14 protein-coding genes are annotated in these 20,534 nt (G+C 64.6%); 5 read left to right on the forward strand and 9 right to left on the reverse strand.

From position 1 onward, the window contains the following. Positions 1–7: 7 nt before the first annotated feature. The 4 genes from G6N09_RS18795 to G6N09_RS18810 form a co-directional block, all read right to left on the reverse strand. Positions 8–1,219, reverse strand: coding sequence for a PPE family protein (locus tag G6N09_RS18795; protein WP_322789957.1), 1,212 nt, complete (start codon positions 1,217–1,219; stop codon positions 8–10). Between the two features lie 415 nt (positions 1,220–1,634). Beyond that, on the reverse strand, positions 1,635–4,784 hold the full coding sequence (gene ileS, locus G6N09_RS18800) for an isoleucine--tRNA ligase (RefSeq protein ID WP_083023386.1): 3,150 nt from the start codon (positions 4,782–4,784) through the stop codon (positions 1,635–1,637). A gap of 283 nt (positions 4,785–5,067) precedes the next feature. Next, complete coding sequence (locus G6N09_RS18805) at positions 5,068–8,058, reverse strand: MMPL/RND family transporter (RefSeq protein ID WP_083023388.1); 2,991 nt, start codon at positions 8,056–8,058, stop codon at positions 5,068–5,070. Positions 8,059–8,133: 75 nt separating this feature from the next. Further along, the gene (locus G6N09_RS18810; RefSeq protein WP_083023390.1) at positions 8,134–9,621 is read right to left on the reverse strand and encodes a flavin-containing monooxygenase; all 1,488 of its coding nucleotides are present in this window, start codon (positions 9,619–9,621) and stop codon (positions 8,134–8,136) included. Between the two features lie 290 nt (positions 9,622–9,911). On the opposite strand from G6N09_RS18810, the gene G6N09_RS18815 reads away from it, so the two are divergent. From G6N09_RS18815 to G6N09_RS18835, 5 genes are all read left to right on the forward strand, one after another. Beyond that, positions 9,912–10,961, forward strand: a complete 1,050-nt coding sequence (locus tag G6N09_RS18815; protein ID WP_234806929.1) for an AurF N-oxygenase family protein — start codon at positions 9,912–9,914, stop codon at positions 10,959–10,961. 97 nt (positions 10,962–11,058) lie between these two features. After that, positions 11,059–11,826, forward strand: coding sequence for a phthiotriol/phenolphthiotriol dimycocerosates methyltransferase (locus G6N09_RS18820; RefSeq protein ID WP_170309978.1), 768 nt, complete (start codon positions 11,059–11,061; stop codon positions 11,824–11,826). Between the two features lie 187 nt (positions 11,827–12,013). Beyond that, a complete protein-coding gene (locus tag G6N09_RS18825; protein WP_234806923.1) occupies positions 12,014–13,393 on the forward strand; it encodes a cytochrome P450 in 1,380 nt (459 codons plus the stop codon). Further along, complete coding sequence (locus G6N09_RS18830) at positions 13,390–14,226, forward strand: SDR family NAD(P)-dependent oxidoreductase (RefSeq protein ID WP_083023395.1); 837 nt, start codon at positions 13,390–13,392, stop codon at positions 14,224–14,226. Before G6N09_RS18825 ends, G6N09_RS18830 begins: the two co-directional genes overlap by 4 nt. 70 nt (positions 14,227–14,296) lie before the next feature. Then, on the forward strand, positions 14,297–15,109 hold the full coding sequence (locus G6N09_RS18835; protein WP_083023508.1) for a phthiotriol/phenolphthiotriol dimycocerosates methyltransferase: 813 nt from the start codon (positions 14,297–14,299) through the stop codon (positions 15,107–15,109). 15 nt (positions 15,110–15,124) lie between these two features. On the opposite strand, the gene G6N09_RS18840 is transcribed toward G6N09_RS18835, so the two are convergent. From G6N09_RS18840 to G6N09_RS18860, 5 genes are all read right to left on the reverse strand, one after another. Beyond that, the gene (locus G6N09_RS18840; protein WP_083023397.1) at positions 15,125–15,910 is read right to left on the reverse strand and encodes an alpha/beta hydrolase; all 786 of its coding nucleotides are present in this window, start codon (positions 15,908–15,910) and stop codon (positions 15,125–15,127) included. A gap of 111 nt (positions 15,911–16,021) precedes the next feature. Next, on the reverse strand, positions 16,022–17,371 hold the full coding sequence (locus tag G6N09_RS18845) for a hypothetical protein (RefSeq protein WP_083023398.1): 1,350 nt from the start codon (positions 17,369–17,371) through the stop codon (positions 16,022–16,024). Between the two features lie 189 nt (positions 17,372–17,560). Next, positions 17,561–19,129 (reverse strand): hypothetical protein, encoded by a 1,569-nt coding sequence (locus G6N09_RS18850; RefSeq protein ID WP_133053075.1) that lies wholly within the window; start codon positions 19,127–19,129, stop codon positions 17,561–17,563. A 181-nt stretch (positions 19,130–19,310) separates the two neighbouring features. Then, the gene (locus G6N09_RS18855) at positions 19,311–20,030 is read right to left on the reverse strand and encodes a nitroreductase family protein (protein ID WP_083023402.1); all 720 of its coding nucleotides are present in this window, start codon (positions 20,028–20,030) and stop codon (positions 19,311–19,313) included. After that, on the reverse strand, positions 20,023–20,526 hold the full coding sequence (locus G6N09_RS18860; protein WP_083023404.1) for a DUF2505 domain-containing protein: 504 nt from the start codon (positions 20,524–20,526) through the stop codon (positions 20,023–20,025). Before G6N09_RS18860 ends, G6N09_RS18855 begins: the two co-directional genes overlap by 8 nt. Positions 20,527–20,534 lie beyond the last annotated feature (8 nt).

A 20,534-nucleotide genomic window follows, 5' to 3' on the forward strand; every position in this document is an offset into this window, starting at 1 on the left:
ACTTTCGCTATTTCGCGATCGGGGGGATGACGATGACGGTGGCGGTGGTGGCGATGTCCGGTCCCGTCTGGGTATTGGTGACATGGCTGATCGCACTGATCGCCCGGGTGGCTCCGGCTCCGGCGGCCTGACGTACCGGAGTGCCGATGGCCCGGCCCGCCAGACTGGACAGTGCCATCTGTCCGGCCAGCAGGCTCTCGCCGTTGGCGGCCAGAGCCGGAGCTGCCTCGAGCACACTCGCTTGAAGGGCCACAGCGGCGGTCTTGACCGCCGGCACCGCGCTGGCCCAGGTCGACGGCACCGACAGCGACCCGATCAGGCCGGCCCGACCCACAGCCCCCGACACCGCCGCCGGAATGGATTGCGAACCGGTCAGCAGCGGGCTGGACAGCAACGGAGACAACGCCCCGACGATGGGTTTGGGACTGAGCGTGGTGGTCAGGTTGCCGAGCCCGTTAGCTACCGATGGGATGCTGATAGCCATCTGGTAAATGCTCCGAGCCGAGCTCTCGATGTTGATCCCGTAGGGCCCGTTGGCGGTACTGATTACATTGGTGAGGGTCTTGACGATCGCCTGGTAGTCGTCCACGAGCTGGGTCGGCGTCATGTTCAGCATGTTCTGCAGGGCGTTGGGAATCTTGTCAAGAAACTCAGACAGAGTCGACTCCGCGCTGGAGGCTGCTGCGGACTGCGCCGCCTTACTGACCGACGCCGACTGGCCGGCCTGCCCGCCGGCATTGGTGGTCTCCGGCGGCGTAGTGAAAGGACTGAGCTGACTGGCGGTTGCCGTCGAGCCCGCATAGGCGTACATCGCGGCTGCGTCCTGCGCCCACATCTCCCCGTACTGCGCCTCGGTGGCCGCGATCGCCGGCGCGTTCTGCCCCAAGAAGTTGGTCGCCACCAGCGTGGCCAGCAAGGTGCGGTTGGCGGCGATCACCGGCGGAGGCACCGTGGCTGCGTAGGCGGCCTCGTAGGCTCCGGCTGCTGCCGTGGCTTTCAGCGCGGTTTCCTCGGCCCCGACCGAAGTGGCCTTCAGCCACGCCGCATACGGGGCCGCCGCCGCCGTCATCGAGGCGGCTGAGGGACCCTTCCACGCCGACCCGGCGAGGTCAGCGATCACCGAGGTGAACGATGTCGCCGTGTAGTCCAGTTCGGTCGCCATCGCCGACCAGCTCGCCGCGGCGGCCAGCAACGGCGCCGAGCCGGGTCCGGCATACATTCTCGCGGAGTTGACTTCCGGCGGGAGCGCCCCGAAATCCATGAATCCCCTGCCCCTCTATGCCGAGTAACGAACCGACCCACCCGATGTGTTGCCCGCTTTGGGGGCAATTCGGGTGGGCCAGAACCAACCGCGAACAACTGTTCGTATGGCCTGGAGATTAATCGCGGACGAACGGTCGCCGAAAAGGAGTTGGCCTCCCGTCCGGGCCGCAGCGAAGCCCGCGCTGGGGCTGCGAGGCAGTCTGCGGCGCCGACCCGGCGGGGGCATTTTTACACTCCCGATCTGCATAAATGCCATGTCCCGCCGGGCCATTGGGCTGCTGGCCGGCCCCGCGCACCGGCTACCGGCGGCCTTAAGAATCTCGCCGCGAGAAAGTCGGCCCTGGCTGGACCGCTTTCCGATGCCGAGCTGCTCAGGCCTTGGCGAGGGCCACCCGCACGCCGTCGCCGATTTCGGTGGCATCGGCGGGGTCGCCGAATTCGAAACTGGTCGCCAAAATTTCTCCGGCGATCAACTCGGCATGATTCTGTGCCCATTCGCGCCGCTGCTCGGGTACCGCGATCACGACGCTGATCCGGTCGGAGACCTCAAGGCCGCTGCTCTTCCGTAGCTCCTGCAGTTCCCGGATCCGGTCCTTGGCCCAGCCTTCGGCCTCCAGCTCAGGCGTGACGGCGCTGTCGAGCACCACCAGGCCCGCACCGTCGGGCAGCGCGACGGTGTACGCCGGATCGGCGGCCACCAGTTTGGAGGTGTACTCGCTGTCCAGCAGCAGCACCGGGCCGGCGCTCAAGGTTCCATCCGAGTTGACCACGCCCTCACCGGCCTTGACCGCCTTGATCGCGGCCTGCACATCCTTGCCCAGGCGAGGACCTGCCGCCTTCGCGTTCACCGCCAGCTCGAACCGGCCGTAGTGGGCGATATCGTCGGTGAGTTCGACTGCCTTGACGTTGAGCTCGTCGGCGATCAGATCGGTGAACGGCGCCAGTCGCTGCGGGTCCTCGACGGCGACGGTGAGCTTCGGCAGCGGCAGCCGAACACGAAGCTGGTGTGCCTTGCGCACCGACGACGCCGCGGAACAGACTTCGCGGACCTGATCCATGGCAGCCACCAGCTCGGCATCGGCGGGCAGATCGGCGGCCAGCGGCCAGTCGGTGAGGTGCACCGATCGTTCCCCGGTGACCCCGCGCCAGATCACCTCGGTGGTTAGTGGCAACAGCGGCGCGGCCAACCGTGCGGTGATCTCGAGCACCGTGTGCAAGGTGTCTATTGCGTCGGCGTCTTCGTCCCAGAACCGTTGCCGGGACCGCCGGACGTACCAGTTGGTCAGCGCCTCGGTGAACTGACGCAGTTGCTCACAGGCCCCGGAGATGTCACACACATCCAGGGCCTGCGTCAGGTCGTCACGCAGCGACGCCAGCTTGGCCAGGATGTAACGGTCGAGCACGTTCGTCGAATCGGTACGCCAGACGCCGGGTTTCGGGGCATACAGCGTCAGGAAGGTGTAGGCGTTGGTCAGCGGCAGCATCACCTGACGCACACCCTCGCGGATGCCCGCCTCCGTGACGATCAGGTTGCCCCCGCGCAGGATCGGCGATGCCATCAGGAACCACCGCATGGCGTCGGAGCCATCGCGGTCGAACACCTCGCTCACATCCGGGTAGTTGCGCAGCGACTTGCTCATCTTCTGGCCGTCACTGCCGAGCACGATGCCGTGCGCCACACAGGTTTTGAACGCCGGACGGTCGAACAGTGCGGTCGCCAGCACATGCATCATGTAGAACCAGCCACGCGTCTGCCCGATGTATTCGACGATGAAGTCGCCCGGGTAATGGGCAGCCTGGCCCCCGCCGCCGTCGAACCATTGCTGGTTCTCGAAGGGATAGTGCACCTGGGCATACGGCATCGAACCCGAGTCGAACCAGACGTCCAGCACGTCAGGGATGCGCCGCATGGTCGAACGGCCCGTCGGGTCGTCGGGGTTGGGCCGGGTCAGCTCGTCGATATAGGGGCGGTGCAGGTTGTCCGGGCGTACTCCGAAGTCACGCTCCAGGTCATCCAGGCTGCCGTAGACGTCGATCCGCGGATAGGCCGGATCGTCGGACTTCCATACCGGAATCGGGGTGCCCCAGTAGCGGTTCCGGGAGATCGACCAGTCCCGCGCACCGCGCAGCCAGTTGCCGAAGATCCCGTCCTTGATGTGCTCGGGGTACCAGGTGATCTGCTCGCCCAGTTCCACCATCCGGTCCCGGAATTCGGTGACGCGGACGAACCACGACGACACCGCCTTGTAGATCAACGGGTTACGGCAGCGCCAGCAGTGCGGGTACGGGTGCTCGTAGGTCTCGTGGCGCACCAGCACCGCGCCGTTGGCCGCGGCCGGCCCGGTGCCGTTCTTCAGGTCGGCGATGATCGCCTTGTTCGCGTCGAACACATGCTGGCCGACATAGTCGGGCACAGTCGTATCGAAGCGGCCCTTGGCGTCCACCGGGGTGACCGGAGTGATTCCGGCCGGGTCCGTGGTGTTCTTGTCGTCCTCACCGTAAGCCGGTGCCAGGTGCACGATCCCGGTGCCGTCCTCCGTGGTCACGAAATCGGCGGGGAGTACCCGAAAAGCGTTCTCCGAGTCCATGAAATACGGAAACGGCGGCACATACCGCAGGCCGAGCAGCTCCGCTCCGCGATAGCTGCCCAGCAGCTGCGGCTTCTCCCCCTCGCCCAGGCCCAGTTCGCGCGCGTAGGCAGCCAATCGCGCCTCGGCCAGCAGGTAGCGCCGCTCCCCCGCCGCGACCACCACATAAGTCACGTCCGGGTTGACCGCGACCGCCTGGTTGGACGGCAGTGTCCACGGTGTCGTGGTCCACACCAGCAGGTGGGCACCGTCCAGCGCGGAGTCCTGCGCAAGCACCCGGAACCCGACGGTCAGCGCCGGATCCTGACGGCTCTTGTAGACGTCGTCGTCCATCCGCAGCTCGTGATTGGACAACGGGGTCTCGTCGCGCCAGCAGTACGGCAGCACCCGGTAGCCCTCATAGGCCAGTCCCTTATCCCACAGCTGTTTGAACGCCCAGAGCACCGACTCCATGAACGGCAGGTCCAGGGTCTTGTAGTCGTTGTCGAAGTCGACCCAGCGGGCCTGCCTGGTGACGTAGGCCTGCCATTCAGACGTGTAGCGCAGCACCGATTCCCGACACGCCTGGTTGAACGCCGCGATGCCCATCGCATCGATCTGCGACTTGTCGGTGATCCCGAGTTGACGCTCCACCTCGAGCTCGGCGGGCAGGCCGTGGGTGTCCCAGCCGAAGCGGCGCTCCACCTTGTAGCCGGTCATGGTGCGGTAGCGCGGGACGATGTCTTTGACGTAGCCGGTCAGCAGGTGCCCATAGTGCGGCAGCCCGTTGGCGAACGGCGGTCCGTCATAGAACACGTATTCCGGCGCCCCGTCGCGGCGATCGATGCTCGCCTGGAAGGTGTCGTCGGCGGCCCAGTAGTCCAGGACGGCGGACTCGGCCGCCGGGAAGTCGGGGGCGCCGGCGGCCGGCTTCGGATAGCTGCGTTCGCTCACTTCAGTGTCGTCTCCCAAGGGCCCGGCCCGGGGACGACGCTGCGCGGTTGCGCAAGCGCCGCGGTACCACCCCGCTTGCCGCGCACCCGTGCTGAGGCGCGACCGCTCGATGTGAGGCTGTGACGGGCCGTCCCGTTCGGTTCTACTGGGCCAGACCGTGGCTGTTCTTCCGAAGGCTCCCCGGTGATTGCCGGTTCAGTGCCGTTGAATCCCAGTCTAAAGCCCCCCAACAGCACCAGTGTGCCCAGGGCCGACGCCCGGGTCCTGGCAGCTCAGGAGCCGCTCAGCGGTCGGTCTCGTCTTCCGGCGGCTGGATCGCCGCCAGCACTTCGGTGGGACGGTCACCTGCGGGCTTCCCGGGCCTTGCGGACAACTCCGGAAACGCGGTGGCAACCATGTCTTCGAAGGTCTGGTCGTGTTCATCCGTCGCGGCTCCCGCGGCGGGCGGCACGGTTGGCCGTGCCCGCGCCGGGTGCTCACGCACGTTGAGAGGCCACCAGAACCACCGCCCGAGCAGGGCCGCCAACGACGGCATCATGAAGGAGCGCACCACCAAGGTGTCGAACAGCAGGCCGAGCCCGATCGTTGTTCCCAACTGACCCACCACCCGCAGATCGCTGACGAGCATGGACGCCATGGTGAAGGCGAACACCAGCCCTGCGGCGGTCACCACCTTTCCGGTGCCGCCCATGGTCCGGATGATGCCGGTCTTGAGCCCGGCACCCATCTCTTCCTTGAAACGGGCGACCAGGAGCAGGTTGTAGTCACAACCCACCGCCAACAGGATGATCACCGACATCACCATCACCAACCAGTGCAGGTGGATGCCGAAGATGTACTGCCACAGCAAGACCGACAGGCCAAACGAAGCGCCCAGCGATGCGAGCACCGTTCCGACGATCACCACCGATGCGATGAAGCTGCGGGTGATCAGCAGCATGATGATGAAAATAATTGCCAGGGAAGTGATTCCGGCGATCAGAAGATCGTAGTCGGCACTGCCCTGCAAGTCGTTGAAGAGCGCTGCGGTGCCGGCTACATAGACCGTGGCAGTCGACAGCGGTGTACCCTTCAGGGCTTCGGTGGCGGCCTTCTTGATGAGATTGACCCGTGCCATGCCTTCGGGTGTCGCCGGGTAGCCGTCGTGGGTGATGAAGAACCGAGCCGCATGCCCGTCCGGTGACAGGAAAAGCTGAACCACGCGTTTGAAGTCCGGGTTGTCGAAAGCCTCCCGAGGCAGGTAGAACGAGTCGTCACTCTTGGCCGCGTCGAAGTCCTGACCCATCGCGGCCGAGCCGCCACCTACCTCCTCGATCTGCGTCATGATGCCCGACATGGTGCTGTGCAAGGTCAGCATCATGGTCTGCAGGCTGCGCATCGCGGCGATCTGCGCCGGCATCATCTCCAGCAGCTGCGGTGTCACCGCGTCGATATTGCTCATGTCGGGCGCCAGCTCGTCGAGTTTCTCGGTGAGCAGGGTGGTGCCGTCCATCGACGCATACGCCGCCCGCAGTGACAGACAAGTGGTGTCGCCGCGGCAATCCTTGCCTTCGACGGATTCACGCAACGCCTTGGAATTCTCGTTCAAATCGGCCATGTTGCCGCGCACCTGCGTGGCCAGGTCCCTCGCCTCGTCCGAGACGCCGGCAGCGTGATGCGTGTTGGCGGCCATCTGCTGCATCAGGCCGTACATCCGCTGCAGCGAGGCGATGGTGTCCTCCAGCTCGTCTGCTTGCCGGCGCATGTCGGCCACCCGGTTCTTGACGAAGTCCAGGTTCTGCATCTGCCCGGCGTTCTGCATGCTGAGCAGGAACGGGATCGAGGTGTGTCCCAGCGGGGTGCCCTCGGGGCGGGTCACTCCCTGAACCATGGCGACGCCCTCGACGGCGAAAATCGCTTTGGCCAGTTTGTTGAGCACCAGGAAGTCCGCGGAGTTGCGCATGTCGTGGTCGGACTCGATCAGCACTACCTCCGGCAGCAAGCGTGCTTCCGGGAAGTGCCGCGACGCGGCCGCCCAACCAAGATTTGCCGGGGTGTCCTGCGGGATGAACGAGGGGTCCTTGTAACTCACCCGGTAGCCGGGCAACGCCAGCAGGCCGACGAGTGCAACCGCGCAGGCGGCGATGAAGATCGGTCCCGGCCAGCGCACGATCGCCGTGCCCACCTTGCGCCACCCGCGGGCGGACATCTTACGGCGAGGTTCGAGCAGGCCGCGCCGCGTTGCGACGGCCAGGACCGCGGGCACCAGCGTGAGCGAGATGGCCACCGCGACCAGCATGCCGACCGCGCACGGCACGCCCATGGTCTGAAACACCGGCAGCCGGGTGAAGCTCAGACAGAACGTGGCGCCGGCAATGGTCAGGCCCGAGGCCAGCACCACATGGGCGACCCCACGGTAGGTGGTGAAATACGCCGTCTCCGGGTCTTCACCGGCGTGACGGGCCTCGTGATAGCGACCGATGAAGAAGATGCCGTAGTCGGTCCCCGCGGCGATCGCCAGGGTCACCAGGATGTTGATCGCGAAGGTCGACAGTCCGATCAGGCCTTGGTGGCCCAGGAAGGCCACGACTCCCCGCGCGGCGGCCAGCTCGACCCCGACCACGGCCAACAACACCGCGACGGTGCTGATCGACCGATAGAGCAGCAACAGCATCAGGGAAATCACCGAGACGGTGGCCACCAGAATCTTGAGCACCGCGCGGTCGCCGCTGGTGTTCATGTCGGTGACCATGGGCGCCGGGCCGGTCACGTAGGCGCGCACCCCCGGGGGCGCCGGCGTGCGAGCCACGATGTCGCGAACCGCCTCCACCGAGTCGTTCGCCAGTGCCTCACCCTGATTGCCGGCGAGGTTGAGCTGGACCAAGGCAGCCTTGCCGTCGGGACTCTGCGCGCCCCCCGCGGTCAGCGGGTCACCCCAGAAATCCTGGATGTGCTGAACGTGTTGGGTATCGGCGTTGAGCGCAGCGATCAGTTCGTTGTAGTAGTGATGCGCGGCGTCGCCGAGAGGCTCATCACCTTCGATGACGATCATCGCCGCACTGTCGGTGTTGGACTCCGCGAAGTCATGCCCGAGTCGTGCCATCGCCTGAATCGACGGTGAGTCTTTGGCGCTCAACGACACCGGGTGTTCCTTGGCGACCTGCTCCAATGGCGGCACGGCAACGCTGACCAACGCGGTAAGAGCGACCCAGCCCACGATGATGGGAATCGCGAAGCGGCGCACGAACTGCGCCGCCGACCACCGGCCATGGCTCAGTTGATGTCTACTCGTCACTTTTCGAGACCCCCCAGCAGACAAAATGCCCAAACGATCACTGTAACCCCCTGTTCAGGACCGTGGCAGCCGAAGCTAACCGATCTGGTAGTCCGACAGCGGGAAGTGATCCTGCTCCTTCACGGCGCTGCGCACCGAGGTCGGCCGGAAAAGCGGAGCCTCACCCGTGCTCTGGTTGAACCAGTAGGAATTCGATGTCGCACAGTTGCCCAGGTGGAACACCGAGCTGTCCAGCAGGCCCATCATCCGCTCGTAGAAGCGGGCGTTGGCCTCCTCGGTGACTTCGAAGGTCTGAGCCTGACGCCGCTGCACCTCGCCGAACAACCGTTTCATGTGCCGCGTCTGGTATTCGACGGTGTTGAACCAGGACAGCCCGACCCAAGAGAACGGGCTGGCCATGTTGATGAAGTTCGGGAATTGCGGGGCGGTCATCCCCTGGTAGGCCTGGAACCGAGTCTCACGCCACCACTTGCCGAGGTTGCGGCCGCCGCGACCGATCACCTCGATCGCCGGGAGGTTCCCTTCCCATACGTCGTATCCGGTTGCCAGCACCAGCGTGTCGATCTCACGTTTGACGCCGTCGCACGACACGATGCCGTCGGGTTCGATCCGTTCGATTCCCTCGGTGACCAGGTGCACATTGGGCTTGGCGAAACTCGGGTAGTAATCGTTGGAAATCGAGGGACGCTTGCAGCCGAAGTCGAAATCGGGCTTCATCTTGCGGGCGAGTTCGCGGTTGCGTACCGACCGCAACCGGTGCAGCGCGGATTGGGCAGCCATTGCCTTGTTGAGGAACTTGAACCGGCGGTAGCGCCACATGGTCAAGACCATCATGAAATCGGTGGTGTTGTCGGTCAACCATCGCACGATGCGCTGAGTGAACGGCCGTCGCGCGAACATCCGCTGTATCACCGGGGGAAACACCACGTCGGATTTGGGCGTCACGAGGATCGGGGTGCGCTGATACACCGTCAGGTCGGCGACTTCCTTGGCCAGCTGCGGGATCACCTGAATACCGGTTGATCCGGTGCCGATGACCGCCGCCCGGCGCCCGGCCATGGAGTAGTCGTGGTCCCACTGCGCGGTGTGCACCACGTGGCCGGCGAATGTGTCGATACCGGGGATGTCGGGCACCTTCGGCTGGCACAGGAAACCGGTGGCGACGATGAGGAACTGCGACGTCAGGGTCTCGCCGCCGGCCAGCGCGGTCCGCCACACCTTCGCGTCCTCATCCCACTGGGCGCTGTCGACACTGGTGTTGAAACGCATGTGACGCTCGACGTCATATTTGGCTGCGACGTGCTCGGCATAGGCCTGTACCTCGTTGCCGGGGGCGAACAGCCGCGACCAATACGGATTCGGTTCAAACCAGTACGAATAGGTAGTGGAGGGTTGGTCGACGGACAGACCGGGGTAATGGTTGACTCGCCACGTCCCGCCGAGACCGTCCAGGCGGTCAACGATCACGATGTCGTCGTAGCCCAGCTGTTTGAGCTGGATGGCCGCGCCGATGCCGCCGAAGCCGGCGCCCACGATGACGGCCTGGTAGTGCTGGGTCCCCATAAGCAGGACACGCTACCCCAACGGCGTAATGCGCGACCTTACACGCAGGTCAGACCGGTATGACACAGGCCTTGACGGATAAGTAAAATAAGGGTCACCACCAGGTCTCAACATGATGTCAATCACAATCGTGAGGCGTGCCTAGCCTTAGCGTTTTGCCAAACTTGACGGTATGCTTCGGCTGGCTTCGCCCCAGGGCGGTGCACACCAGGGGCCCGGGGGGGCCTGGACTAGAGGACGGATTGCTTATGCCGACCGGCGTGATCGTCATCTGCTGGCTACTGGCCGGCATGGGCGCGATCACGGCTGTCCCCTATGCGATCCTGTATCTGATCAGGCGCTTGAAGAACGCCATGTACGTCGGTGACGACGTGGCCTACGGCGAAACGCTGGCGACTCTCTCGGAGAGTTCCGTTCGGCGTAATTTCAACCCCTACATCGACATCGACTGGGACTCCCCCGAGCTCGACATCAGCACCGATGATCCCCGTTGGATCATTACCGGCGCGGACCCACTGGGCCGCCATCCCTGGTATCAGGCACAGCCCCTGGACAAGAAGATCGCGATGGGCATGTGGCGCCAGGCCAATATGGCCAAGGTCGGCGTCCAATTCGAAGGCATTCTGGTGCGGGGCCTCATGCACTACACGTTCTGGGTGCCCAACGGCTCGCCGGAATACCGCTACTGCTTGCACGAATGCATCGAAGAGTGCAACCACACCCTGATGTTCCAGGAGTTGGTAAACCGTATCGGCGTGGATGTGCCCGGCATGCCGAGGTGGCTGCGGGTGCTCTCCCCGATCGTCCCGTTCTACGCCGGCCCTTTGCCGAACTGCTTCTTCTTCGGCGTACTGGCGGGCGAGGTGCCCTTCGACTATCTGCAGACTCTTGCCCTGCGCGAAGAGGACTCCGTCCCGGCGATCGTCCGCCAGATGATCGGAATCCACGTCGCCGAAGAGGCGCGTCATATCTCGTTCGCACACAAGTATCTGGAGCGGCGGGTGCCGCGGCTGTGGTGGAGCAGCAGATTCATGCTCTCGCTGTACGTGCCCGTGGTCATGCGGATGCTCGGCCAGGCGATGGTGGTGCCGCCCCGAAGTTTCTTCCGCGAGTTCGGCGTGCCCAGGTCAGCACGTAAGCAGTGGTTCTTCGGCGCGCCAGAATCCCGTCAGACCTGGCGAGACATGTTCGCCGATGTGCGGATGCTCTGCCATGAGTTGGGGCTGATGAATCCCGCGGCCCGACTGATGTGGCGGATCTGCAAGATCGATGGGACGCCGTCGCGATACCGCGGCGAGCCGCAGCGCGTGCAGGTGCCGGCGCAACTCACCGACGTCTGAGCCGCGCGCTGGGCTGTGCCATACTTTCGGTATGGTGCGTTCCCCATCTGAGACCTTGGAAAAAGTCGGCGCCGACCTGGTGTACCGCATCTCGGCGATGCCGCTGTACAAAAAGGCCTTCAAATACTGGTACCCGTTCATGACCAAGCGGATGGGACACGACGACGTCGTCTTCCTCAACTGGGGCTACGAGCAGGAGCCACCGCTGGACCTCAAGCTGGATGAGGCCGACGAGCCCAACCGGTACTCGATCCAGCTCTACCACCAGACCGCCACCCAGATCGACCTGGCCGGCAAGAACGTCCTCGAAGTCAGCTCCGGGCACGGTGGCGGCGCGTCCTTCTTGGCTCGCACGCTGGCGCCAGCCTCCTACACCGGCCTGGACTTCAACCCCGACGGCGTCGCCTTCTGCCAGCAGCGCCACCAGGTTGCAGGCTTGGACTTCGTGCAGGGCGACGCAATGAACCTGCCGTTCGACGACAACTCTTTCGACGCGGTGATCAACGTCGAGGCGTCCCACATCTACCCCGACTTCGCCCAGTTCGTGCGTGAGGTGGGCCGCGTACTGCGGCCCGGCGGGCACTTCCTGCACACCGACTTCCGCGCCAAAGAAGACATCGAATCCTGGCAGAAGACGCTGGCCACGCCGCCGCTGCGCCTGGTCAACGAGCGCGACATCAGCCGCGAAGTGGTGCGGGGCCTGGCGGCGAACTCGCCGCGCTCCAACGATCTGATCAACGAGCGGATGCCGTTCTTCCTGCGCCGCTTCGCCCGTGAGTTCGCCGTCGTGGAGGGATCGCTGTTCTACCGCGACCTGGACCGCGGCGAGATCACCTACCGCATCTTCGACCTCGTCAAGGACTGAGGTCCGCCACGAGCAGCGCCGGAGCGCACGGGACTGATGTTCCGGCGCTCCGGCTCTTCTTTTAGGGTGACCGACGGCCATTTAGACGCCGGAACCAACCGGGTTAGGGTGGCGACAAGCCTGATCGCAGGCCACGGGGAGCCGGTCGCGCTCCACACCCGACGATCGTGACGAGGGGCTCAGCCAGATGGACCAGAAGGACCTGACGCGTCGTCTTCGCTTTCGCGCCAGCCTGCTCAGGATCGGCACCGACGGGCTCGTCGGCGTGGCCCGCGACCGGGCGACCGCCTACCGGTATGCGCTGACCGGCCGTGAAACCGCGCCGCTGACCGACTTCGATCCCTTTGCCCCGGCGACCATGCACGATCCCTATCCGGGATACCGCACGCTGCTGTCCGGACCCAAGGTCTGGTACAGCCGCAAACGCGGCATCTGGATCATTCCGGGCTACGACGAGGTCCGCCAGGCCTTGCGCGACGACGAGGCGTTGTCCTCGGCGGAGAGCCAGGCCCGCTTTCGGGTCCGCCTGCAGACCATGAACGCCACCGATCCGCCGGTGCACACCCGGTTACGCAGATCGGTGTCGCGCGCGTTCACACCCCGCGCGATGAAGTCGTGGGAGATCAATATCAACCGCGCCGCCGACGAGCTGGTCGCGGCGATGATCGAGCGCGGCCGAGTCGAGATTGTGGCCGACTTAGCCAAGCCCCTGCCCAACCGGCTCATCACCATGATGCTGGCGATTCCGCAGGAGGACCGCCACCAGTTCCTGGAATGGGCGGACACCATCAACGAGGCCGCGTTCGCACCGCTGAGCCTGCGTGGCATGACGATGAACATGCGGTCAAGTCAGGCGGTCAACGCCATGTACCGCAGCCTCTATCCGATGATCGCGGCACGTCGTGCCACCGCCGGCGACGACCTGATCTCCATGTTGGCGGCGCCCAGCGGTGAGGACACCCTCTCCGACGACGAGGTGTTCTGGACCGCTTCGATGCTCGTCGGCGCAGGCAGCGAGACCACCACCAACCTGATCTCGGGATTGTTCCTGACCCTGGCACAACGTCCGGACGTCTACACGAGGCTGCGCGAACACCCCGAACTGATCCCCGCAGCCATCGAAGAGCAGCTCCGGCTGGTCTCGCCGGTTCAGGGGTTCTATCGCACCGCGACCCGCGACTACCCGGTCGGCGAGCACACCATCCCGGCTGGTGCGCGCGTGCTGGTGCTCTATGCGGCCGCCAATCGCGATCCACGGCACTACAACGACCCCGACACCTTCGATCTGGACCGCAATCCGACTGACCACCTCGCTTTCGGCGGCGGCGCGCACTACTGCCTGGGCACCCACCTGACCCGCATCGAAGTGAGCCGCGTACTGACCCAGCTGATCCCCCATGTCAAGGAGATCCGGCTGGCCGGAGAGCCCCGATATCTGGTGAACGCGACGATGCGCGGGTTGGAGCGCCTGCCCGTCGAGTTGTTGCTCGCCGACTCCGACCCCCGGGGCGGGCTCGACGGGCAGGCGGTTATCGACGACGAAAACGGGGTACTCGACGCCCTATGACCGACGCGGACAGCCGCATTGCGCTGGTTACCGGTGCCACGAGCGGGATCGGAAAGGCAACTGCCGACCGACTCCACGACCGGGGATATGAGGTGTTCGCGGTCGGCCGTGATCAGGAGTCGCTGCTACGCCTGAAGGAACGCGGATTGCTGGCCCGCGCCCTCGACGTGACCGACGAGAACGCGGTGGATCAACTTGTCCGGGAGATCAACGCCAACCACGGCGGCGTAGATGTTTTGGTCAATTGCGCAGGCTTTCCGCTGACCTGCCCGTTGGAGCAAGTGGAACTAAGCGACCTGCGAAAACTCTTCGAAACGAATATCGTTGCCGCACTGCACTTATCACAGGCCGTGCTGCCCGGGATGCGCAACCGCGGCACCGGGACCATCGTGAACATCGGCAGCACGGGGGGACGCTTCGCCAGTCCCGGCGCCGGCGGCTACCACATTGTCAAGTACGGGATGGAGGCGATGTCACTGGCCCTTCGCGCAGAGGTGGCGCCGTTCAACGTCCGGGTGGTCTTGATCGACCCAACCGGGGTGCGGACACCGTTCGTCACCTCTCAGCAGGATGACCGCCCGACTTATCCCGACGACGATCCCTACGGAGGGTTCAAGCACCGCTACGCCGAGAACACCCGCCGGCTCAGCGAGCAGCCCGGCGTGATGATCGAGCCGCACAATGTCGCACGCGCGGTGGTCCGGGCGGTCGAGTCCAAAGACCCGAAACCCCGTTACACCATAGGACTCTCTGGCAAGGCCACCGTGCTGGCGCGGGCCCTCGTGACCGACCGGATGTGGGAACGAATCCTGATGCGGGGCCTGCGCGACTGAGGCCGCCTGAAGCCCGGACCCGGGCACGACCGCGCCGCCAGAATCGTGAGATACTTCTTCGATGGTCACGATGAACCGCCTGATCTTCAATCCGGTATCCCACCGCGTCATGACGAACCCGTTCGTCTACCACCTGCTGTTCACCTCGTTTGTGACAAAGCGGTTCTCGACCCAGACCAAGATGCTCAGCGGTGACGACTGGTTGTTCCTCAACTACGGCTACGAAGAGGACCCGCCGATGGCGGTGCCGCTGGAGCCCGCCGACGAGGCCAACCGATTCTTTATTCAGCAGTACCACCGCACCGCCGCCCTCGCCGACCTCGCAGGTAAGAAGGTGCTTGAGGTGAGCTGCGGCCATGGGGGCGGAGCGTCGTACGTGGCGCGGACCTTCAAGCCCGCCTCCTACACCGGTCTGGACCTCAATCCGACCGCCATCGAGTTCTGCCGCACCCGCCATCAGCTGCCCGGGATGGACTTCGTCGAGGGCGACGCGGAGAACCTGCCCTTCGAGGACGGCTCGTTCGACGTGGTGTTCCAGGTTGAGGCGTCGCACCTGTACCCGAACCCGGCAAAGTTCTTCAACGGTGCGGCGCGCGTGCTGGCCCCCGGCGGGCACTTCCTGTACACCGATTTCCGCCGCCGCAGCGAGCTGGCCCGCTGGGATGCCGAGCTGGCCGCCACAGGTCTGCGGCTGGTGTCCCAGGAGGACATCAGCATGGACGTGCTGCGCGGGAACGAGAAGAACCTGGGCCGCAAGCAGGACATGATCGCCCACCACGGCGGCCTGGCCCGATTCGCCAGCGCCGCGACCGACTGGACATTCAACGGCGCACTGAAGAACGGCGAGTTCGTCTACCGCCTGTACTCGTTCACCAAGGACTGAGCTCGCCGGTCGGCGCTACAAGCCGCGCCCGCCGAGCCACCTGTGGATGTGGTCGGCAACGAGTTTCCAACCCGGCTCGAGCATCATGTTGTGGCCCATGCCCGTAAAGAAGTGGGCCTCGGTGGCGTAGGCACGAGCGGTGGCCCGCACCTCTTTGCAGGTGTGCGCACCGTCGTGTTCGGCGCCCAGCACCAGCAGCGGCGTCGTCACCCGCTTGGGGCGCGGCAACCGGAGGATCAGGCAGTCCACGCTGATCCGCGGGCTGTCCTCTTGAAGCCGAGCCGCGCAGTCGTCGACGACGTGCTGCGGGGTGGTTTCGGAGAAGAAGTGTTGCCGCGCCCTCTCCGGCGTGCTGATGTACGGCAGGGCCTTGCCTGTCGCCGCCATCTTGATCGCATCCCACGGGCGGTGGCGCAGCCAGCGCAGGCTGGAGCCGTAGTTGCCCTGCGGCGGTATCGAGGCCATCAGCACCCCCGCCGGAGCCGACCGGTTCTCCAGGTATTTCTGCACGATCAACCCGCCCATGGAGTGACCGATCACCACCGGTGACACCGGAAGCCCATCAGCCACCGAACAGATGTCAGCCACGTAGTCATCGACACCGCAGGCCCGCAACGGCTTGTCGCTTGAGCTGCCGCCATGCCCCCGGAAGCTGACCGCCAGCGCCCGGTAGCCCAAGTCGGCGAAGTAGCCCAGAAAATGGTCGTCCCAGCACCATGCGGCGTGCCACGCGCCATGAACGAACAGCAAGGGCACGGGGTGGGCCTCACTGACGCAGCCCTTGTCGATGACTTCAAGCACGTCGCTGCTCCCCTGGTCCGGTAGGAAGTGCTGTCATCGGCACTGCGTGAGCCACGCGCCTACCCTATCCAAGCGCGGGCCACCATAACCGGCGCGGGCGCCGGCGGCCGACTACACCGGGGTGATGTTGAAGATCGCGTCCCACAGGCCCTGGATGTCGAAGGGCCCGATGATCCCGACGTTGTCGAAGATGTTGTACCAGTAGTCGCCCAAGAACGCCTGCAGCTGCTCGGGGGTGGGCAGGAAAGCACTGGTGTCGATAACGGGGTCCGGCGGCAGCTCGTTCTTGATGTCGAGCAACACCGTGCCCAACCGCCACAACCACGCCTGCGTCTCGATCATCTCCGGGTTGGAGACGTTCGCGGTGCCCTCGTCGTAGGCGTCCATCCATTCGCCGATGACGGGGTTGCCCGGCCACAAGTCATCCATGATCTTCACCAGCCAGTAGTAACTGGGGGTGTTCCAGTCCTCCGGGTCGAAGATGTTGCCGCCGGGCTCGGGTAGCAGGCACGGCCCGGGGCAGACCGGGCTGCCGGGGATGAACGGGTTGAACGCCAGCAATGACGAGGCGATGAGCGACTGCGCCACCCGCGCGAATTCGATCGGGTCGGGCAGCGTGAACTTGTTGAAGTCGAACGGCTCCAGCAGGCTGTCGAAAAAGTTCGTGAACGGCGTGGTGAAGTCCATCGAGTAGTAGCTGCCCGCCCAAGGCATCAGCGGGGCGTCCGGGTCGATGTTGGGGTAGTCGTCGGGGTTCAACCCCAGTTCTGCGAGGGTGCGCGTGCCCTCCCAGTAGTACCCGTCATTGGCGTACCCGATGTTGACCATGCCTGGCCCGTTGGGGTCGAAGTAGAACTCGTTGCCGTTGGTCATGGCCGAGAACGGGATCTGGAACCAGTTCTGGATCAGCGGGAAGTTCTGTAGGCCCAGTGCGATCAGCACACTCCAGAGCGACTGGTCGATCCAGGTGAAGCCGGTGATGGGGCTGGTCGGCATTACCGGGTAGCAGTCCAGACCAGCACAGCTCAGATCGATGGGAATCTGAACATTGGCCAGCATCGACAACTGCTGTCCCAGGCCCGGGAAGAAACGGTCCCCCTCATTGCCGGCACCGGAGATCAGCGGGAACGGAAACATCATCTGCAGGATGCCCTCGAAGTGCCCCATGTCGCCGGGATCCTCACCCCAGGCGTTGGTCGGGCTTCCGGCGAACCACGGGCCGCTGTAGAACAGCGACTGGGCCAGCGTGTCCATGCCGTGGATCTCGTTCGCCGGGATGTTCACCAAGGCCTGGAACAGGTTCAGCGGAACGTTCCACAGCGACTCACCGGCGGTCAGCTGCGTGTCCAGGTGAACCGTGGGCAGCTCGGGAATGGCCCGGGCCGCGGGAGCGACGGCGATCACTCCGGCGGTGGTGATGGCCAGCCCCGCGGAGAAGTACGAACGCAAGGCTGCGGTCATCCGGGTGTCCTTCCAAGAAATGAGAAGTAGCTCTACTCGCCGCGACACCGCCGCGTTGGTTCAAGCAATCTATCAAAGTGTTAACTGAGCGCAAATCGTGAATCACTTGCTCACGGCACAGGTTAGCCAGTGGCTTCGCCGTGACGCGACACGCCCATGGAACGGGCGTTGTTCGAGGAGGTGGACTGGTTAGAAGGTGAACCAGCTCCCGAAGTCACTCCACAGCCCGTCGAAATCCGGGGCGATCCCGCTTGAGGGGTTGAGGAAGTTCATGAATCCTTCCCAGAGCAGCGCAGAGTCGCGGCCGCCGTAATCACCGATCTCCTGCTCGTCCAGCGGCACGCCGGGTGTCCACGTCGGCGGCATCAAGTAGCCCGTCTCCGGATTCTCCGGCCACGGCCCCAACAGGCCCGGGTCTGTCAACAGGCCGGAGTTGACCGCCAGGTTCGGCAGATAGGGATTGATCTGAGCCAGGAAATCGATGATGTCGTTCTGGGTCTGCTCGTCGAACGTGAACATACCGGTCTGCAGGGCCGAAATCCCGGCCATGACCTGTTCGTCAGTCGAGCCATTGGCATTGCCCACGGCATTCGCCGCGTCCTGCTCGGTCAGATCGATCCAGTGCTGGATCTGCGGGTTGGGCTCGCCGATCGCCTGGATCGACTTGACCAGATCCAGCGTGGTCAATCCTAACGGCGGTGAAGTGCACAGTCCCGCGCAGAAGGGGCTGCCTGCCACGAATGGATTGAAGTCCACCACCAGTCCGGCGGTGAAGGCCTTCATGGTCTGGGTGATATCCGCGAAGCCCGGCAGGTGGAACCCGATGGTCGGGTCGTCGCCGTTGACACTCCAGTTGACGGGTTGCGTGAGGCTGTCGAACCACTGCTGAAAGGGGTTGAGTGGGTCTAACTTGAACGTCAACCCGGCCCAGGGCATCAGGTTGATCTGGTTGCCGTATTCGTCGTAGACGATGTTGCCGTCGGCGTCGGTGAGGGGACGGGTCCCCGTGAAGCCGTAGTCGTCCGGCACCGATCCGTTCGGGCCGATGCCCTCGTTCGGGTTGGCAATCCCCGCTGAGGTGGGATTGTCGGGGTCACTGGTGGGGCCTTCTGGAAACGTGTAGCCCTCGAAAAGTTGCTGCAGCGGTACCTGCAGCCAGTAGCTGAACAGGGGTAGCTGATTCGGCCCACCCAACGACTCAACGAAGCGCAGCGCCTGGTCCAGCCCGGTGAGGCCGGTGATCGGGTTGACCGGCGTCATCGGCCAGCACTGGATCGAGTCGCACGACGGGTTGACCGGCAGCATGGCCGCGGCCAACATCGCCATCTGCTGGCCCAGGCCGGCGGTGCCGTTTGCCAGCGCGTCCTCGTCGAAGTCGGGCTGATACTGGCCGGAAATCTCCGGCGCAAACGGAAACATAAAGTCCATGACCGCCATGAAATGGCCCGGATCGCCCGGATCCTCACCCCAGATATTGGTTGCGCTCGGCGTAAACCAGCTGCCGGTGAAGAAGAAGGAATTGGCCAGAATATTGGCCGCCTGCACTTCGTTATAGGGGACGTTGAAAAAGTCTTGAAAAAGATTAAAGGGGATGTTAAGCAGAGAGCCGTCGGCTGCGAGTCGCACACCGCGCTCGGCCGCCGTCAGAACGTGAGCCCAAGGTACGACTGGACTTACCGGTGCGACCGCTACCGCGGCGGCAGCAGCGATGACTACACCTTTTGCCCGGTTCCGATGCGTTCGGACGACAGCCTGCATCACAATTCCCCCCTCCCCAGTGGGCCCCCCGGCCCTAAGAACTGTGCCAGCATATAGCCGCTACGGCTATATGTCTAAGCGAGCGCATATGTAAATCGTGCCCTCGATTTGAACTACAGTCCACTAAATCGAACGGTGCGTCTCTTTGCTCAGCTCAGGTGGAAAAAGGATGAACATGCATTCAGTTTCCCAGCCATGCCCGGTCGCCGTAGCCGTTGAGGTGGGCCACCTCCCCCACCGGCTTGCGGGTGGTGGGACCGTACCGTCCGCGCGGCCAGCCCAGCGGGACGATGCAACACGGTGTGATCTCACTCGGCAGCCCGAGGGTGCGGCGCACCGCACGCTGGTTCCACAGCGGCAGGGTGATCAGCGACGCACCCAGGCCCATGGCACGTGCCGCAAGCAGCAGATTTTGAACGCTCGGGTAGATCGATCCCCAGTAGGCCGACTCGGCGATGTGGGGCATGCGTACCACCGGTAACCGGCCTTCGCGGGCCCCCAGCCTCAAGCAGGCCACCACCAGCACCGGGAGTTCCGCGAAATGATCGATCTGCCACTGCATCGCCCGGGCGATACCGGCGATCGATTCATCGGTCTTGATCTTGCGGCGCAACACCACGCCGCGCTGGATTTTCCACGCCTGCCGATAGCGTTTGGCCAGTTCCTCCTTGACGCGGCGGTCCTTGACGACGATGAATTCCCAGTTCTGGCCGTCATTTCCGGTCGGAGCCCGCAGGGCCAGCTCGATGCACTTGAGCACGACCTCGTCATCGACAGGATCGGAGTACACCCGCCGTATCGCCCGCTGCGTCATCATGGCCTCGCCCAACGGCATGTCCAGTCGGGCCAGCGCCTCAGCAGTGCCGGGCACATGGGAGGGGATGAATTCGTGGTCAGCCATTTTCACCCAGCCAGGTCGTGGTGAACCGTTGGATCTCCGGAATTCCTTCGGCGAATTCGCGGGCCAGGAAGCTCTCGATGGGGCCGCCCACCAAGGGCATCTTGAACCGGATCGTGCCATTCAACGCCAGCTTCGAGCCGGTGCCCTCACGTTCGAGGACCGCGACTCCGCTGCCCGAACCGGGCGCGCCGGTCACCGCAACGGTGATCTCACCGTTGACCCGGCCGTCCCCGGCGGGGGTCCACACCTCGGTGGTCACGATATTCAGGTCGCCGCGATACACCTTGGCCAGCATCCCGGGCAACGCCCCGTGCCGCAGGTCCTCGGTCACCACCACCTGCACCCGGCCATCTGCAGCGACGTCTAGGGCGTCGAGAGTCTTGTTTCCACCAAAAGCCTCAAGCCGGGCCAACCAGTAGGAGCGATCGCCGAAGGCGCCGTGCACCTGCTCGACGGATGCCGGCGAGGAAAAAGTCACCTCGAAGGGACGGGGCATGTCCGCGG

It is taken from the genome of Mycolicibacter minnesotensis, assembly GCF_010731755.1.
Taxonomy (GTDB): domain Bacteria; phylum Actinomycetota; class Actinomycetes; order Mycobacteriales; family Mycobacteriaceae; genus Mycobacterium; species Mycobacterium minnesotense.

Bases quoted from the DNA above. Each gene is read 5' to 3' on its own strand.
- G6N09_RS18795 (WP_322789957.1), bottom strand. From the start codon at position 1,219: ATGTATGCCGGACCCGGCTCGGCGCCGTTGCTGGCCGCCGCGGCGAGC.
- G6N09_RS18810 (WP_083023390.1), bottom strand. From the start codon at position 9,621: ATGGGGACCCAGCACTACCAGGCCGTCATCGTGGGCGCCGGCTTCGGC.
- G6N09_RS18815 (WP_234806929.1), top strand. From the start codon at position 9,912: ATGGGCGCGATCACGGCTGTCCCCTATGCGATCCTGTATCTGATCAGG.
- G6N09_RS18820 (WP_170309978.1), top strand. From the start codon at position 11,059: ATGCCGCTGTACAAAAAGGCCTTCAAATACTGGTACCCGTTCATGACC.
- G6N09_RS18825 (WP_234806923.1), top strand. From the start codon at position 12,014: ATGGACCAGAAGGACCTGACGCGTCGTCTTCGCTTTCGCGCCAGCCTG.
- G6N09_RS18830 (WP_083023395.1), top strand. From the start codon at position 13,390: ATGACCGACGCGGACAGCCGCATTGCGCTGGTTACCGGTGCCACGAGC.
- G6N09_RS18835 (WP_083023508.1), top strand. From the start codon at position 14,297: ATGAACCGCCTGATCTTCAATCCGGTATCCCACCGCGTCATGACGAAC.
- G6N09_RS18845 (WP_083023398.1), bottom strand. From the start codon at position 17,371: ATGACCGCAGCCTTGCGTTCGTACTTCTCCGCGGGGCTGGCCATCACC.
- G6N09_RS18850 (WP_133053075.1), bottom strand. From the start codon at position 19,129: ATGCAGGCTGTCGTCCGAACGCATCGGAACCGGGCAAAAGGTGTAGTC.
- G6N09_RS18855 (WP_083023402.1), bottom strand. From the start codon at position 20,030: ATGGCTGACCACGAATTCATCCCCTCCCATGTGCCCGGCACTGCTGAG.
- G6N09_RS18860 (WP_083023404.1), bottom strand. From the start codon at position 20,526: ATGCCCCGTCCCTTCGAGGTGACTTTTTCCTCGCCGGCATCCGTCGAG.